Annotated in this window: 15 protein-coding genes; 9 read left to right on the plus strand and 6 right to left on the minus strand. The window is 41.7% G+C overall.

The annotated features are described in order from the left end of the window. Positions 1 to 42: 42 nt before the first annotated feature. Together MKX34_RS03945 and MKX34_RS03950 are read right to left on the minus strand one after the other, a co-directional pair. Entirely contained in the window at positions 43 to 948 is a 906-nt protein-coding gene (locus tag MKX34_RS03945; RefSeq protein ID WP_076296214.1) for a winged helix-turn-helix domain-containing protein, read from the minus strand. Between the two features lie 260 nt (positions 949 to 1208). Further along, positions 1209 to 1517: a hypothetical protein gene (locus MKX34_RS03950; protein WP_076098680.1), complete on the minus strand. Its 309-nt coding sequence runs from the start codon at positions 1515 to 1517 to the stop codon at positions 1209 to 1211. Between the two features lie 64 nt (positions 1518 to 1581). On the opposite strand from MKX34_RS03950, the gene MKX34_RS03955 reads away from it, so the two are divergent. From MKX34_RS03955 to gshAB, 3 genes are read left to right on the plus strand one after another with little or no spacing between them, the layout of a single operon-like run. After that, positions 1582 to 1953, plus strand: coding sequence for a MerR family transcriptional regulator (locus MKX34_RS03955; RefSeq protein ID WP_339204456.1), 372 nt, complete (start codon positions 1582 to 1584; stop codon positions 1951 to 1953). 48 nt (positions 1954 to 2001) lie between these two features. Next, entirely contained in the window at positions 2002 to 3375 is a 1374-nt protein-coding gene (locus tag MKX34_RS03960; protein ID WP_339204458.1) for an MATE family efflux transporter, read from the plus strand. 19 nt (positions 3376 to 3394) lie between these two features. Beyond that, positions 3395 to 5725 (plus strand): bifunctional glutamate--cysteine ligase GshA/glutathione synthetase GshB, encoded by a 2331-nt coding sequence (gene gshAB, locus MKX34_RS03965; RefSeq protein WP_076296216.1) that lies wholly within the window; start codon positions 3395 to 3397, stop codon positions 5723 to 5725. 80 nt (positions 5726 to 5805) lie between these two features. Here gshAB and MKX34_RS03970 read toward each other — a convergent pair whose 3' ends face one another. Beyond that, the gene (locus tag MKX34_RS03970) at positions 5806 to 6249 is read right to left on the minus strand and encodes a hypothetical protein (protein WP_036684901.1); all 444 of its coding nucleotides are present in this window, start codon (positions 6247 to 6249) and stop codon (positions 5806 to 5808) included. Positions 6250 to 6433: 184 nt separating this feature from the next. Here MKX34_RS03970 and MKX34_RS03975 point away from each other — a divergent pair, with 184 nt between their 5' ends. The 4 genes from MKX34_RS03975 to MKX34_RS03990 all read left to right on the plus strand — a co-directional run bounded on the left by MKX34_RS03975 (position 6434) and on the right by MKX34_RS03990 (position 10513). Next, a complete protein-coding gene (locus MKX34_RS03975) occupies positions 6434 to 6988 on the plus strand; it encodes a hypothetical protein (RefSeq protein ID WP_076224356.1) in 555 nt (184 codons plus the stop codon). A 126-nt stretch (positions 6989 to 7114) separates the two neighbouring features. Beyond that, entirely contained in the window at positions 7115 to 8386 is a 1272-nt protein-coding gene (locus MKX34_RS03980) for a cellulase family glycosylhydrolase (RefSeq protein ID WP_036684904.1), read from the plus strand. A gap of 86 nt (positions 8387 to 8472) precedes the next feature. Next, entirely contained in the window at positions 8473 to 9120 is a 648-nt protein-coding gene (locus MKX34_RS03985; protein ID WP_036684906.1) for a response regulator transcription factor, read from the plus strand. Further along, positions 9104 to 10513 (plus strand): HAMP domain-containing sensor histidine kinase, encoded by a 1410-nt coding sequence (locus tag MKX34_RS03990; protein ID WP_081383838.1) that lies wholly within the window; start codon positions 9104 to 9106, stop codon positions 10511 to 10513. The genes MKX34_RS03985 and MKX34_RS03990 overlap by 17 nt, the downstream gene beginning before the upstream one ends. A gap of 171 nt (positions 10514 to 10684) precedes the next feature. On the opposite strand, the gene MKX34_RS03995 is transcribed toward MKX34_RS03990, so the two are convergent. Genes MKX34_RS03995 through MKX34_RS04005 form a run of 3 tightly spaced genes read right to left on the minus strand, consistent with a single transcriptional unit; the run spans position 10685 to position 13737 of the window. Next, positions 10685 to 11824, minus strand: a complete 1140-nt coding sequence (locus MKX34_RS03995; RefSeq protein ID WP_076142145.1) for a DHHW family protein — start codon at positions 11822 to 11824, stop codon at positions 10685 to 10687. Positions 11825 to 11844: 20 nt separating this feature from the next. After that, positions 11845 to 13230 carry an MBOAT family O-acyltransferase gene (locus MKX34_RS04000; protein ID WP_036684909.1) on the minus strand — a complete coding sequence of 462 codons (1386 nt, stop codon included), beginning with the start codon at positions 13228 to 13230 and terminating at the stop codon, positions 11845 to 11847. A 6-nt stretch (positions 13231 to 13236) separates the two neighbouring features. Then, on the minus strand, positions 13237 to 13737 hold the full coding sequence (locus MKX34_RS04005) for a DUF4358 domain-containing protein (protein WP_036684911.1): 501 nt from the start codon (positions 13735 to 13737) through the stop codon (positions 13237 to 13239). A gap of 227 nt (positions 13738 to 13964) precedes the next feature. Here MKX34_RS04005 and MKX34_RS04010 point away from each other — a divergent pair, with 227 nt between their 5' ends. Beyond that, positions 13965 to 14402: a HEAT repeat domain-containing protein gene (locus MKX34_RS04010; protein ID WP_036684913.1), complete on the plus strand. Its 438-nt coding sequence runs from the start codon at positions 13965 to 13967 to the stop codon at positions 14400 to 14402. Positions 14403 to 14413: 11 nt separating this feature from the next. Beyond that, positions 14414 to 14992 carry an SMI1/KNR4 family protein gene (locus MKX34_RS04015; protein ID WP_076098672.1) on the plus strand — a complete coding sequence of 193 codons (579 nt, stop codon included), beginning with the start codon at positions 14414 to 14416 and terminating at the stop codon, positions 14990 to 14992. Positions 14993 to 15060: the final 68 nt, after the last annotated feature.

Consider the following 15060-nt stretch of genomic DNA (forward strand, 5'->3'; position numbering starts at 1 on the left):
ATACGCTTACCGTCCTTATAAGGACGCTTAAGGCGTTTATGCTTAATTCTCCAAATACGACCCAATCTGCTGCGGTAGCCCATTTAAGGCTTCCAATCGCAGGCTGTACGATGTGCTTTTAACGTTGGTATGGACAATGACCAGCCCTGCTGCGCGCAACGCGATCAGATGGTAGTGGATTGTACTTTTAGAAAGTCCGACTTCCCGCACGATTTCCGTGAAATTCAACTGCTTGCCTGTAAGCAGACGAAGGATATACAGCCGCGTCTCATCCGAGAGTGCCCGGGTAAGTCGAAGTAGTGCTGGAGCAGGCCGGCCAGCTTCGGGAGGGAGAACATCACAAGAGTAGCTAGTGAACACGAATTCATCAAACATAGAGGTGGTGACCAGTGGGCGGGCATGATATTGCGGAATGATAATGACCTTCTTCAGACGTTTGGTTGGATAGAGGCGCATTCCGTCGGTTGCTGCTTCAAAGACTTCCATATCATTGTTCCCATTCAGTGTCGTTCGTCTTGACTCGGCTTCCTGTTCAAGCCCTTTGAGGATATTAGGGTCGATTCCATTGAAGTAACCCGCGTTCCATTCGCGCAGGATGTCAGAGGCAGTGTCTCTTAGCTCGGAAAGATTAGAGGGGACCGATTGGCCGAAACGTCCAGATATTTCATACAGTTCACCCGAAGTTAACCCATCAAACCAATCCAGAAAGCTGCTAACCGAACGTTCTACTGGACAGCACCAAATATAGGGAGCCAAACTGAAATCATCAAGTTTTTTAACGACCTCTTGCATTTTACGAAGCAACATCGGGGCAAATCTTGCTTGGACTTCACGTACCCAGAGCTTACCGGAATCCATAGCAGTATGGTTCTGCTTGCTTAGAAAAGCAGTCATACTGTTCACACATTCATACATGGGGGCAAAATCGACTTCTACTTTATATTCCATGAGCTTCTCCATTCTTTGAGTAAGTTGCTGAAACATTTATTTGTTCTATAATTATAGAACTTATTATTGGTTTTATTGTAAACGAACTAAAATTCGTTTTCAATAGCCATTCGACTGAAAAACAAAAGAAATTTTAATTACGAAAAAAAGACAGTTCCGGTAGGCACATTTTGTGCACTAGGAACTGTCTTTTGATGTCTACACAATTTATATACTTTTTAGGAGTTCCACTTTCTGTCTTCAGGCTCATAATGAAGAGACTAGGTTAAGAAGTAGCCCACAGTAAAGATCAGCGCAACAATAAAGTAATGAAGCCAGTTATTCCAACCGAAGACAAACTTACCGTTGAGCCAGCGGGAGATAAGACAGGTGAGAAAACCGATAATAAACCAAATGAAGTTAAGCGGTTTACATAAGGCATAAAGGGTGATGACGACTAACGTAATATGAGAAAGCAAAAACAAATAAATATAACCCACAGCAGATTTAGCGGAGCCCTTAATTAGAATCCCCACTGCCCCAAGCACACTAACCATTCCATACAAGATTATAAGGCTTGAACCTATCATTTGATGCACCCCCATTAATAAAATTAAACGTTGCGGGGTTAACCCCGTGTCAATTTATATTTGTATGGAGGAGGTTGTACTTTTGCGAATCGGTGAATTTATAGCCCTAACAGGAACTACGAAAGACACCATCAGACATTATGAGGATCTGGACTTGATTATGTCCAAGGGACCAGATGGTAAACGGATATATACAGAGCAGCATCTGGCAGATTATTTTGCCATTCAAGAGTTGAAAAGTTATGGAGTTATACTAAGGGATATCCAGTCTATTTTTAAATTGAAAAGGAGTTATGGGTGTGGCCATGCAGAGTTGATTAAGGAAGTAGGCGAATCTCTGAATCTTCAGCTGGACGGATTGAGACAAGAAGAATTGGACCTCCGTAATCGGATACGGATGCTTGAAGCGCTGGTCCAACAGATTGCTCAAATATAATCAATTGATTATATAAGTGTTTGGTTATATAATAAATTTGAAAATCAGATGAAGAAGGTGTTATTAGATTTGAAGGAATTGCAGGGCATGAATGATTTGACTCAGGGTCCTATTATGCCTACCTTAATGAAATTAACGCTTCCCATTATTGCGACGAATTTCATCTCCACAACTTATGGCCTCGTCGATATGATTTGGGTTGGAAGATTAGGAAGTGGTCCTGTTGCCGCGATTGGCACGGCGAGTTTTTTCATTAATCTAGCGATTGCATTGTCGACTATGATTACGATCGGTACAGGGATTAAGGTTGCGTTTTGTATGGGATCTGGCCAGATAGAGAAGGCTAAATCTTATATGAAAAACGGGTTTATGATGTCTATTTTATTAGGACTTCTCTATATGAGTTTAGTTCTGTTGACCAACAATCGGTTGATTGGTTTTTTTGATCTTGGAAGTGATGAAGTTGAACGGATGGCACGGCAATTTTTAATGATTTCGATCTTCGGGACGGTTTTTTCCATCGTAAATACTTTGTTTGCCACACTCTTAAACTCGATGGGAAATAGTAAACAACCGTTTCAGATCTTCTCCATTGGTCTTATGGTTAATATTGTCCTTGATCCATTTTTAATTTTTGGCTGGGGCAGTTTTGAAGGTTGGGGAGTAGCGGGGGCAGCCACGGCAACATTGACAGCGAACATCTTAGTTACGGCTCTTTTTATCATAAAGACAAGAAAGTCAGAAATCATTTCGAACACATCAGCATGGGACAGTCGTCAAATGAAAGAAGTAATCCGTATGGGACTTCCGATCACAATCCAACGGGTCACCTTTACGCTCATATCGATCGTCATTGCTAAGATCATTGTACGTTTTGGGGCGGATGCGATTGCGGTGCAAAAAGTAGGGATTCAAATTGAATCTATTTCTTATATGACAATTGGAGGACTACAGGGAGCTATTGCTGCCTTTTTTGGTCAAAATTATGGAGCACGCCGATTGGACCGTATTGGGCAGGGCTATCGTAAGGCTTTGATCTTAACCTCCATCTTTGGCGTGATCATATCGCTTATATTTATCGCGTTCCCGCAGCAGCTATTTTCCTTATTTTTATCAGATCAGACAAGCCTGGAATTAGGCACTAATTATATGCGCATCATTGGTTACTCACAATTATTCATGTGTATGGAATTGATGACAGTAGGTGCTTTTAACGGTATTGGCCAAACCCATATCCCGCCGATCTTTAGTATTACATTTACAGCACTGCGAATTCCACTAGCCTTGATCTTATCCGGACCTTTTGGCTTGAGTGGGGTGTGGATGTCGATTGCTCTAAGCAGTGTGTTTAAAGGAGTTATTCTTGTGTTCTGGTTTAGAAGATCTTTATTCAAAATGAACAAACAGCAGGTAAACTACTAAGCAAAGGATGATCGTTGAAATGGCTTTATTAAATCGTAAACTCATACAGCTTCTGAGGGATAACCATTTGAATAAGGAGCTTTTTCACGGCGAATTTGGACTGGAAAAAGAAAATGTCAGAGTGGATCCAGAGGGAAGACTTGCGCTGACACCACATCCTAAAGCTTTTGGCAACAAAATGGAGAACCCGTATATTCAAACCGACTTCTCAGAGAGTCAAATTGAAATGGTCACCCCTTCTTTTGATTCTATTGATGAAACTTATAACTTTCTGGAGGCGTTGCAGGATATTGTGTCGCTTGAGCTCAAGGAAGAATATCTGTGGCCAAGTAGTAATCCTCCGAGGCTACCGAATGATCAGGACATCCCCATTGCCAAGATGGGTAATCCGATTGAGGATGAATACAGACATCAGCTAGCAGACAAATACGGTCGCAAAAGACAATTGCTGAGCGGAATCCATTACAATTTCTCTTTTGATGAACAATTTCTGAGACAGCTTCATGACATAGCAGATCCGCAGGTGAGCTTTAAAGAATTCAAAGACGCTACCTACTTAAAAATAGCCCGCAACCTATTGCGGTACCGTTGGCTTCTTATCTATTTAACAGGCGCCAGCCCTGTTTTTGATAAGACTTATATGGAACAATGTGTAGCTCGCGGGGAATCAGATGACGACAAAAGCTTTTATTATCAGAATATGAATTCACTGCGAAATAGCGAATGTGGGTATCGAAATGAAAAGCCTCTTTATGTATCTTTTGCTTCGTTAAAGGATTATGTTCATGATTTACAAGCTTTGATCGAATCGGAAGAATTATTAAGTGTAAAAGAGTTTTATAGTCCGGTTAGAGTGAAGACAGCAAGAGGCAAACATCCTTTAGAGGAACTGATGCAAGATGGGATAGCTTATTTGGAGCTTCGGTTTATTGATCTGAATCCACTCTACAAAATAGGAATCGGCAAAGAAACGATGATTTTCATTCATCTATTTATCTTGTATATGCTGCTGAAGGAGGACGAACCGTTCGGAGTAGAGGATCAGAAGATGGCGAATCTTAATCATGATCAATTGATCATGGAGGGGATAAAGCGATGTTTGCATGATTACGGGGATTCATGTACAACGATGGAGCAACAGGCATTAACTTGTATTCATGAGATGCAGGATCTGATCCAACTGTTGAACCCGGAGAATGAAGTGTTTTTGAACGTATTGCATGGAGCTAAGAATAAAATTGTAGAGCCAGACCGGAGTTTTGCAGCTATTGTGAAGTCGGAAGTTCAACAATCCTCTTTTGTACAATACCATCTGAATAAAGCTAAACAATATGCTAAGGAAAGTCTTGCGAATGGATACCGTTTTGTGGGATATGAGGATCTGGAGCTATCTACACAGCTTCTTTTGAAGGCAGCGGTTAAACGTGGCATTAAGTTTCAATTGATCGATCGGGAAGAGAACTTTGTAGTGCTTACGCAAGGTGATCATAAAGAATATATTAAGCAAGCTACGAAGACCTCCCTTGATTCTTATAGTACGGTATTAATCATGGAGAATAAGATCGTTACGAAAGAAGTTCTTAAACAGCAAGGCATTCGGGTTCCCGCAGGAGAAGCTTTTCGAAATCTGGAAGAGGCAATGAATGCGCATAGCACTTACCGTAACAAGGCTATTGTGATTAAGCCCAAATCAACCAATTTTGGACTCGGCATTACTATTTTTACAGACGACTTCTCTAAAGAAGATTATCAAAAAGCTTTCGAAATCGCCTTCGAATTTGATCGAACTGTGCTACTAGAGGAGTTCATGACGGGAAAAGAATATCGTTTTCTTGTCATGGGTGATGAAGTAGTCGGAGTATTACACCGTGTTCCTGCGAATGTGATTGGAGATGGTGTACATACGATTGAACAACTGGTGCACGAGAAGAATAAGGATCCGTTAAGAGGCCGCGGGTACAAGACACCACTTGAGAAAATTCAGATCGGTGAAGCAGAAGCGATGTTCTTGAACAACCACGCTCAGGCTTGGAGTGATATTCCTCCATTAAACGAAGTCATCTATCTTCGGGAGAACTCTAATATTAGCACGGGTGGTGACAGTCTGGATTTTACGGATGAGATCCCAGATAGTTATAAGGCTCTGGCGATTCAAGCGGCTAAAGCTGCGGGCGCCACTTTTTGTGGAGTGGATATGATGATTGATGACATCAAGGAAGAAGCCAATGCTACCAACTATAGCGTTATTGAGATTAACTTTAATCCAGCGATTCATATTCATTGTTATCCTTATAAAGGGAAGAACCGAAAGGCGGATGAACGGATTCTGGATCTATTATTTGGGGAATAAACAGAAGCTCAACCAGTACCTTTGGTTGAGCTTCTGTTTTTAAAGGGGCAATTCGCTCCCTCACCCACTACATGTTCATGTTAGGAGTTACCCGCAGCTGCAACGCCACTAAAGTTTCTGGCTTGGACATTATTAAAGGGATCTGTTGCGGCTGCATTGGTGAAGATCTCCGCTGTATACTGAATTTGACCTGTTGCGACAGCCGCTGGTGGTGGGATATCTACTGCTGTAAAACCGAAAGCTTCATTTTCTCTGCTGATCGCAACCCCAAATGTCGTGGTGAAAATGATCGTTCCGTTTCTGCGAACATTAACGGTATTGGTATTGAAAAGAGGATTGTTTTCTACTTTTAGAAATCCGGTCAAAAGTACGCGGACATTGCCTTGATTCTCAGCCGACACGCCTGCGGTCTGAATACCAATATCCCCAAAAACAAGGGGGGTCGCTGCTAGTGGAATAACTGCTGGTGTAGCATCCGAAGCAGCTTGGTTGGATAGTCTTAAATCTACAAACTGAATGGTCATATTATATTCACCTCCTAGAAATAGAATATGATAGAAGGAGAGTTAACTCTTGGATTTGCTATGTAATTCATCAGCTACCTACTTGCATGGCTTGATGATCAAGTGTTAAATGAAAGAAGGGTTAGAAGTTTAAGGAAAGGCGGGAGCTATTATCAAACATAGGAATAAGTCTAAAAGGATATTATTGATTTCATTAATGCTGTTGGCAGTGGTTATCATTGGTGCGGTGGTGCTTGGGGAACGCGGAGGAATAATGAGTAAATCCGAGAGCTCTTTCAAAAGTCCTGCTGAACCGTCGCCCCTTATCATTACACATGAGAATAGTACAGATGCTATAGAGAACTATGTCATTCTAAAGACGAGCTGGAATGGAGCGGACTATGATCGGGCCTCCTTTTACTATACGGCTTGGCATAATGAACCTACGCTTCTAACGGGTCTGCGTCGCTTGAAACCAGGGGAGAAAATGCAGGTCGACTTTGGAGATTACGCACCGAGTGAAGTCACAGTAAAGATGGCCTATCTAACTGAGAGCTTTGATGAATCGCAGCTTCCAATTGTAGAAGTTCCTGTAACACTCGTGGAAGGGAAATATGAATTTGTGAACCCTCCAGCATCCACCAGTGATATTCCCACTTCGGGTCGCGTCTTTAGTGTAATAGCTAGATGGGGTGAGAACATCTGCGAATATGTCTTCGCATCAGATGGCAAGTTTGATAACTATGAATATGATTTGTGAGGTTAGTCGAAATAATGAGATATTCTAAAGCCGTTTGGCTTAAAGAATATCTCTTTTTTTAATCTGGATTTCTCTTGTGACACTCTTGTAACAGAGATTGGCTACGATAGGTTACGAGGTGAGAGAATGAAGAAGTTTAAAGGATTTATCGTATTGATTTTGTTGGCAGTCGTAGGATGCAGTGCAGCAACACCACAAGCAAATCATGAACCGGAGAAGGAGGTAAAGAAAGAGGTCAATGAGAAGATCGCTTTCTGGGATCAACAGCGAAAAGGAACAAATTTCATGAATTCCAAATCTATACCCGAAAATTATGATGCGGCGAAAGAAAATAATATAGAGTTCATTCGACTTGCGCCAGATAAATGGGCAAAAGATAGTGATTTTCTGTTTAACGATCAACCGGATGCTACTCCAGATAAAGACTTTTTAATAGGGAATGCAGATAAATACGAGGGGCTTGTTGAGGATGATTTTACAGCGTTAAAAGCAGACTTGGATGCAGCTGAGGCGCGGGGTTCAAAAGTAGTGCTGACAGCCCTTAGTCTGCCCGGAGATCGGTGGCGGCAGTTTAATAATTATACAAATGATGATCGAATCTGGAAGGATTTCAGTTATCATGAACAAGCGGCAACGTTTTGGAAGGATCTTGCGGAAAGATTAAAAGATCATCCTGCGGTGGTCGGCTATAATCTTATTAATGAGCCACATCCTGAACAAGCTACTGGATTTAATGATTTTTGGACAGAGGATTACAACGAATGGTATAGCTCAGTGGAGAATACTCCGGCGGATTTGAATCTTTTATATGAGACTATTGTGACAGCGATTCGAACCGTAGATACGGAAACCCCTATTATCGTCAATTCTGGTCTGTATGCTACACCATGGGCCTTTAAATATTTGAAACCCATCGATGATGCGAATGTATTATATGCTTTTCATATGTATGAACCCTACGAACTCACCAGCCAAAATAAGAAAAAAGGCTTAACCTATGAATATCCTGGAACGGTTAAAGTAGGTGAGGAGAAGACGGAAAAAGCATTTAATAAGAAAGCTTTAAAGGATTTTCTAGAACCTATCGCACAGTGGGCAGAAAAGAATAACATCCCTGCTAATCGTATTGTCGCTGAAGAATTTGGCACGAACCGGCTTGTAAAAGGTGCAGATCAATACTTGGCTGATTTAATCTCGATTTTTGATGATTACGGCTGGCACTGGGCGTTTTATGCGTTCCGGGAGGATACTTGGGATGGCATGGATTATGAACTTGGCATTGAGCCTCCAACCTGGGAGTATTGGGAAGCGATAGAGAAGGGTGAACAGCCTGATCGAAAGACAGTCGATAACCCGATATGGAACGTACTGACGAAGGGACTAGAGAAGTTGCAATAGCGTAGCATGAAAATATATGAAAAGGTGAAACCTGTAAAGGATTTCGCCTTTTTCTTCTGATAACTACAGCAAGGAGAATCTAAACTTTGAATATCTTAATTGCGGATGATGAGAAACATATGACCACTATATTGAAGACTTATTTTGAAAAAGAAGGCTATAACGTTTGGACAGCTGCGGATGGTGAGGAGGCGCTTGAGCTCTTTTTTTCGAATAGGATCGATCTTGTGGTGCTGGATTGGATGATGCCTAAGCGAAGCGGTCTTGAGGTCTGTAATGAAATCAAGAAGGTTAGTTTGGCTAAAGTTGTAATGCTGACCGCAAGGTCTTCCCATGATGATGAATTCAGTGCCTTGGATATAGGGGCAGATGAATATATAAGAAAACCATTCGACCCACGGATTTTGATGCTTAGAATTAAAAAAATGCTAGGCACTGAAAAAGTGGCTGCGATTAGGGATTTAGAAATCGATTTTGAGCGGAAGAAAGTGTACAAGAATGGGGCCGAACTGGCGTTATATAAAAAAGAATTTGAATTGCTAACCTTCCTGTACGAGCATAAAGGGCGTATTTTATCCAGAGATGCCTTATTGTCTGCGGTTTGGGGAATGGATTATCTGGGCGAAGAAAGAACGGTAGATACGCATATTAAGAGGCTGCGCGATAAGATTGGGGCCGACCACGTGATCACGCATAGGGGAATGGGGTACAGCTTCCATGATAAAAATTCATAAAATAAGTACGAAGTTATTGATCATGGTGAGCATTATTTTGCTGATTGTTTTTGGTACGTCTTATTTCTTGCACAACTATTTCTCAGCAGATTATTACCTATACAAAATGAAAACCAAGATCAACACCATTTATGACGAAGTAAAGGATCTCCGTTTGGATCAACTCATGGAAAATGAAAGCAGGATCGAGAACAATAATAACGTAACGATTGTTAGGGTTGAAAACAGTGGAAGTACAGCAGAAATTAATGAAAATATTCAATTTGCGTTGTTTAAAGATAAGGTGGCACTTAATAAATTTTGGATCACAGATGAGGTATTACAAAAAGTAAGACAAGGCAACACGGTTAATCTTTTATTTAATCAGGGCAAATTGAAATCGAGTCTGTTAACGAAAATATACGAGCAGGATAGCAGTCTAATCCTCATAGGAGCTGTGGTTGTGCACAATACAGATGCCTTGACCCTCGTAAATCAATTCAGCTTTTACTCCATTCTATTGGGGATTATTATCAGTTTGCTGTTAGTGGCTTATTTTTCAAAAAAGATCATTACACCGTTAGAACAATTGCAGGATGTCGCAAAGGATATATCCAATCTCGATTTTAAACAAGTGACGATTCAAACGGGGGATGAAATCGAAGAGCTCTCGAAAAGCATCAATCAGATGAGTCAGCGTCTAAAGAGCACCCATGCCAAATTGGAGGAGAAAAATCAAAGTTTAAATACCCTTATCTCAAGCATTTCGCATGAAGTGAAAACACCATTATCCTTAATCCAAGCATATACGATTGGCATTCAGGACGGTCTGGATGATGGCACGTATACGGATATCATTTTGGAGCAAGTGAAGTATACGTCGGATATGGTGGATTATTTAATTAAATTGTCCAAGATCCAGAAGTCAGAAGTGCATAAAGAGCCTTTTGATCTTAAAGAGCTTCTGCTAAAAGTGATCTCACAATATAATATTACGTTAAAAAATAAAAACATAACCTTAATGAGCGACTTTCATTCGCTTGAATCCTCTATCGTTGAAGAAGATATCAGCCAAATCGAGATAGTATTCAACAACTTAATTAGTAATGCCATTAAGTATGGTGAAGAGGATTTTTTTGAAATAAAACTACGGAGTGACACTACGCGTACATTAAAATTTACGATCTCCAATAAAACCACTCGCCTGAAAACGGAGCATTTAGCGTATATCTGGGACCCATTCTATGTAATTGAAGAGTCTCGAAATAAAGAAATCTCCGGTACTGGACTTGGCCTGTCCATCGTCGCGGAGATACTTGCTAAAAACGATCTGAAATACGAGTCCAGATTAGAGGACTCGTATATTAGTTTTAGTATTTGGTTTGAAGTTAAGGAGGGAATTTTGGAACTGTAGGAGCGTTAGCGTTCGCCTGAAAGCTTTCCGAAGGAAAGCTCGCATCGGAAGCATAAGCTGTCTCCGGATGTTATCCGCTGATAGCGGTAAAATCAAAAACATCTGGAGACAACAGCGACCGAAAGTCCAACATTCCCGCAGTTACGCACAACACCTTTTCCCTGAGTGCCTTTAATTTAACTTCAATAGCGCCGCATTATCAATAAAAGTAGCCGTATTAAAAAGCAGCAAGACATCCTTGATATCATTTTGAGCCATATAGTCACTGATGTTTCCATTATAATAACGGATATCGATCACATGGATTTCAGGCACATGCTGAGTCAGGAAAGGAATAACGCTATGTGCATAAGAGTCCTTGATGACGAGCAGCTTTTCCTGTTTGACCGTTGTTGGATCAAGCTGGCTGGTAATTTTCATGAGCGCATGTACGCCCCCTAGGAAATAAGAGTACTTATCTTTTTTCGCCAGATAACTTGGGTCATACATACTTGTTAAAGTCTCACCGGTATCTTGAATGTACATTTGGGTGGATACCTCATGATTAGGTTTGTACATTTGAATGGAGTCAGGTGTGACCCCGATAAATTGCCCCCGGGTATGATAGCTTCCGAGAAATGAATTACTCACAGTCTGAATCTGGTATTCGCTCCGGGACAGAGGCTGCCAGCCCATGCTTTGAGCATAGGCTACATAAGCTAAGTAGGCACCGTAGGTTGTCCAGTGATGGTCGGTCCGATAGTAAATGGGTTCTGCGGCATGTGGGCTAAGAACATCAAATCCATTTATAAAAGTAAGGCTATCCCCTACATCCTTAGCTATTGTTTGATTCACCTCAGCTTGCGAGTAGACAGGAGCTAACCAGGGTAGACGTTCCTTGTACAAGCCAACCGATGTAGGTGCGAGTAAGAAAGTGGTGTTTGCATCAGGATTGTTATCGGCAAAGCGTTTCACAGCTGCTGCATATTGCTGAACTTTAGTGTAATCAGGTGCTGCAAATTTTTCGAAAAGATAGCCGTCTTTTCCCTTATAGATTCCGTTATTCTCTTGCTGCAGCCTCATCTGTTCCACCGCCGATTTCACCCATACCCATTTGGCCCGAAATGGAAAATGATCGGTTACAAAGCTTTCGGCCTCTTCCGCATAGGTGTGGGATAATAAATTGTCCCATGTCAGATGGGGTGCCTTTTGCAAATACCGGTTCTCAAGCTCAGAGAAACGCTGAACAGGCAGTAAGAAAAAAAGGATAGCGACCAGAAATAACGTTGCAGCAAATCCCCCAACCAGGATTCGATCCGTCTTCAGCTTCATAAACAATCACCCCCTAATGGTTAGAATCGGAAATATAAAAATGGATTAAAGGTTGCATCTACTAAGTAGGCTACAGATAGGAAAAATAACACGCCATACCAAACAAGAGCAGGAACCGATCTAGAATCCATCCGCTTGGAGAGCTTCACAGGTGTAGAGGCAAAGGTTAACACCACGAGTAGAATCGCGTTCGTGTAAGTGAAGTATAAAGTGGTATTATTCCATAACGGCTGTCCATTAAAGCCAAGCATCGCTTGTAAGTAGCCAATGACCAGAGGAAGTTCTTCAAAAGCGAATAAGACCCATCCGATGAGTATAAGTACTACAGCATATAAATGTCTTGTCCAACGGGGGAGGTGGCTTAATAGCTTTAATCCCCACCATTTTTCAAAGATAAGAATGACCCCGAAGTATAATCCCCAGAGCAGAAAATTCCAGCTTGCCCCGTGCCAGATACCCGTGAGCAGCCATACGATGAGGATGTTGCGCACTTGAACGCCTAACCCCCGGCGGTTGCCTCCAAGCGGGATGTAGACATAGTCACGAAACCAACTGCTAAGGGAAATATGCCATCTCCGCCAGAAGTCAGTAATACTCTGAGAGATATAAGGTTTGTTGAAGTTCTCGTTAAAGCGGAAGCCGAACATGAGACCGAGACCAATAGCCATATCCGAATACCCGCTGAAGTCAAAATAGATCTGAAAAGCAAACGCAATAATCCCAAGCCAAGCGGTTAAAGCAGGCAGGGAATCTAGGTTGGAGCTGGATATGGTGTGCCAGAGCAGACCGATGTTGTTGGCGAGCAGTACTTTTTTGGCTAATCCGATTATGAATCTCCGTACACCTTCTGCGAACATGGGGATATCGACCGAACGTTCACGTAGTTGCCCGGCAATGGTGTTATATTGAACAATCGGACCTGCTACTAACTGTGGAAACAGCGCTACGAATGTACCGAAATCAATCCAATTGCGTTGTGCTTTCGAAGTTCCTCTATAGACGTCAATAATATAGGACATGGATTGAAAAGTATAAAATGAAATCCCAATAGGTAAAGGTAAATCCGTTAAAGGAATATGTGTACCGAGGAGTCCATTTATATTTTGGATGAGAAAATCTGCGTATTTAAAATACGACAATAAGCCTAGATTAATAATGACGGAACTAACCACAATCCACTTGCGCTGCACCGCAGTCAGCTTTGGTCTGCTGAGCAGTAGACCAAAGCTGTAATCTGTAATGGTGGACAGCAACATGATTACAATGTAGACAGGTTCGCCCCAAGCATAAAAAACCAGGCTGCTTAAAAACAATATGAGGTTTTTGATTCGCCAGGGCGAAACATAATAGAGCGCTAGGACAGCCGGCAGGAATAGGAATAGGAAAAGTAGGCTGCTGAATACCATGGTTATTTATTTTTCTGTGAAGTAAGTATCGAAGTCTGCTACGAGTTTATCTTGATCCGCAGGATCAGCAATAACGAACAGGAAATAGTTACCCTTTTTAATAAGTTTATAGTTCTTGGCATTTTCGTATTGATCAGGCAGATAGGTTTCGAATTGTTTTTGAACATCTGTTGCACGCGCTTTAATGGCATCCTCAACAGTGGTCATATCTTTTACATCTTTAACTTTCAGAACGGCGATTTCGTTAGTTTTCACATTCATCATAGGCATTCTAATGCTATAATCTTCAAGCAATTCTGGGTTGAGATGATATAGCTGTTCGACAGTAGCCGCATCAAGCTCCATTAATGATGGCTGCTCAACTTTGCTCAGCATTTGATCGACCATTTCTTTTGCAGTTAGATTCGTTTCAATGGCAGCTCCATTGTTACTGTTGTTGCTGGAACAGGCGCCAAGCACCACACTTAGTACAATGGTTAACGCTAGCATGAAGGTATGCTTTTTCAACTTAGGTCACTCTCCTTGATGTATTGTCTGAATTTCTCTAGTTACTAACGTATATAGTCGATAGAATGTTGCGCTGGATACTTACTTCGGATACTTTACCCATATTTTTGCGGAAATATGATATTCACATGAATTCATGCAAAGATCTTCCTCTCTTAGCTTGCGCAATGGTTGGTTATACTGTTACTGTAAGATAGATAGTTTTTAATAGAAGGGGATTGAACGGAATGATCGAAGAACTGAACAATGAACTACCGGAGAATTATGAGGAATTAAAGAAAGCTGCCAACCGCTCTGCGGATTGGAGAGCACGTCTAGAAGCAGTTGAAGAGCTGGGACAGACCAACCACAAACAAATTATCGATATCCTGACGCGTTTAATGGAGAGCGATCCTGTATATACAGTTCAAGAAGCTGCTTACCTTAAGCTGAAGGCTTTTGGTGAAGACGTTAAGGTGCCATCGAAGAACAAGCCTGAACTAGTTAAAGGCGTATCCAAGATCCTGCTGAGAATTAAAAAGAGCCTGCCAAGAGATCATTCTTACGAGGACTTCAAAGAGAAGCTGAAGAAGATGAGAGTTGACGTGTACGACGCTTATGAAGGTGAAAAAGGCGCTGACTTCGATACGTGGCTGATGAAGATGTGGACTTCTGCGAATAAGTAAAGGATGACAATATGCACACCAATAAATTGACAGAACAATTTCAAGAATACCTTAAGCTGTCCGCAGAATTACGCCCTGATTATATTGCCAGCTTGGGCAAGGGCGGTAACGAAGCAAAGATTACGGCAGTTTTGCCGGAGACTCCTGAACTGCTGAAAGCTATTTATAGCACTGTCTCAGGGACAAGCAGTGAGGAAGAGGAACCAAGCCTTATCGAATTTATTCCAGGGTACCGCCTGATTCATATGGATGAATATGAAGAGGAGATGAAGGTATTAGCTGGGATATTGGAGGAAAAAGGTCAACATCCTGATGGAGTTATCTTGCCTATCTTAACGAACTATGGCAGTGATTTCATTTGTTATTATAAGTCTGCCGATGGTGTGGAACAGGTATGTGACCTGCTCCATGATTTCGGCGATTTAATCGTGATGTATGATTCGCCCGATAAATTCTTGGAGACCTTATGCGAGTTCTACAAGCAGGAGGTTTATTTCCTGGATGAAGAGGGCTACCTCGATTGCGATTTAGTATTAGAAGGCGAAGTTGGCGCGGCGCTGAACCCGGATGCGAAATATTGGTCCGAGTAACGACCTGATGCCAAATAAACAAGAGCAGCAGTCCATTTATGGACTAGCTGCTCTTTATTTTTTAATAA

This window comes from Paenibacillus sp. FSL R5-0636 (assembly GCF_037974255.1).
Lineage (GTDB): Bacteria > Bacillota > Bacilli > Paenibacillales > Paenibacillaceae > Paenibacillus_AQ > Paenibacillus_AQ odorifer.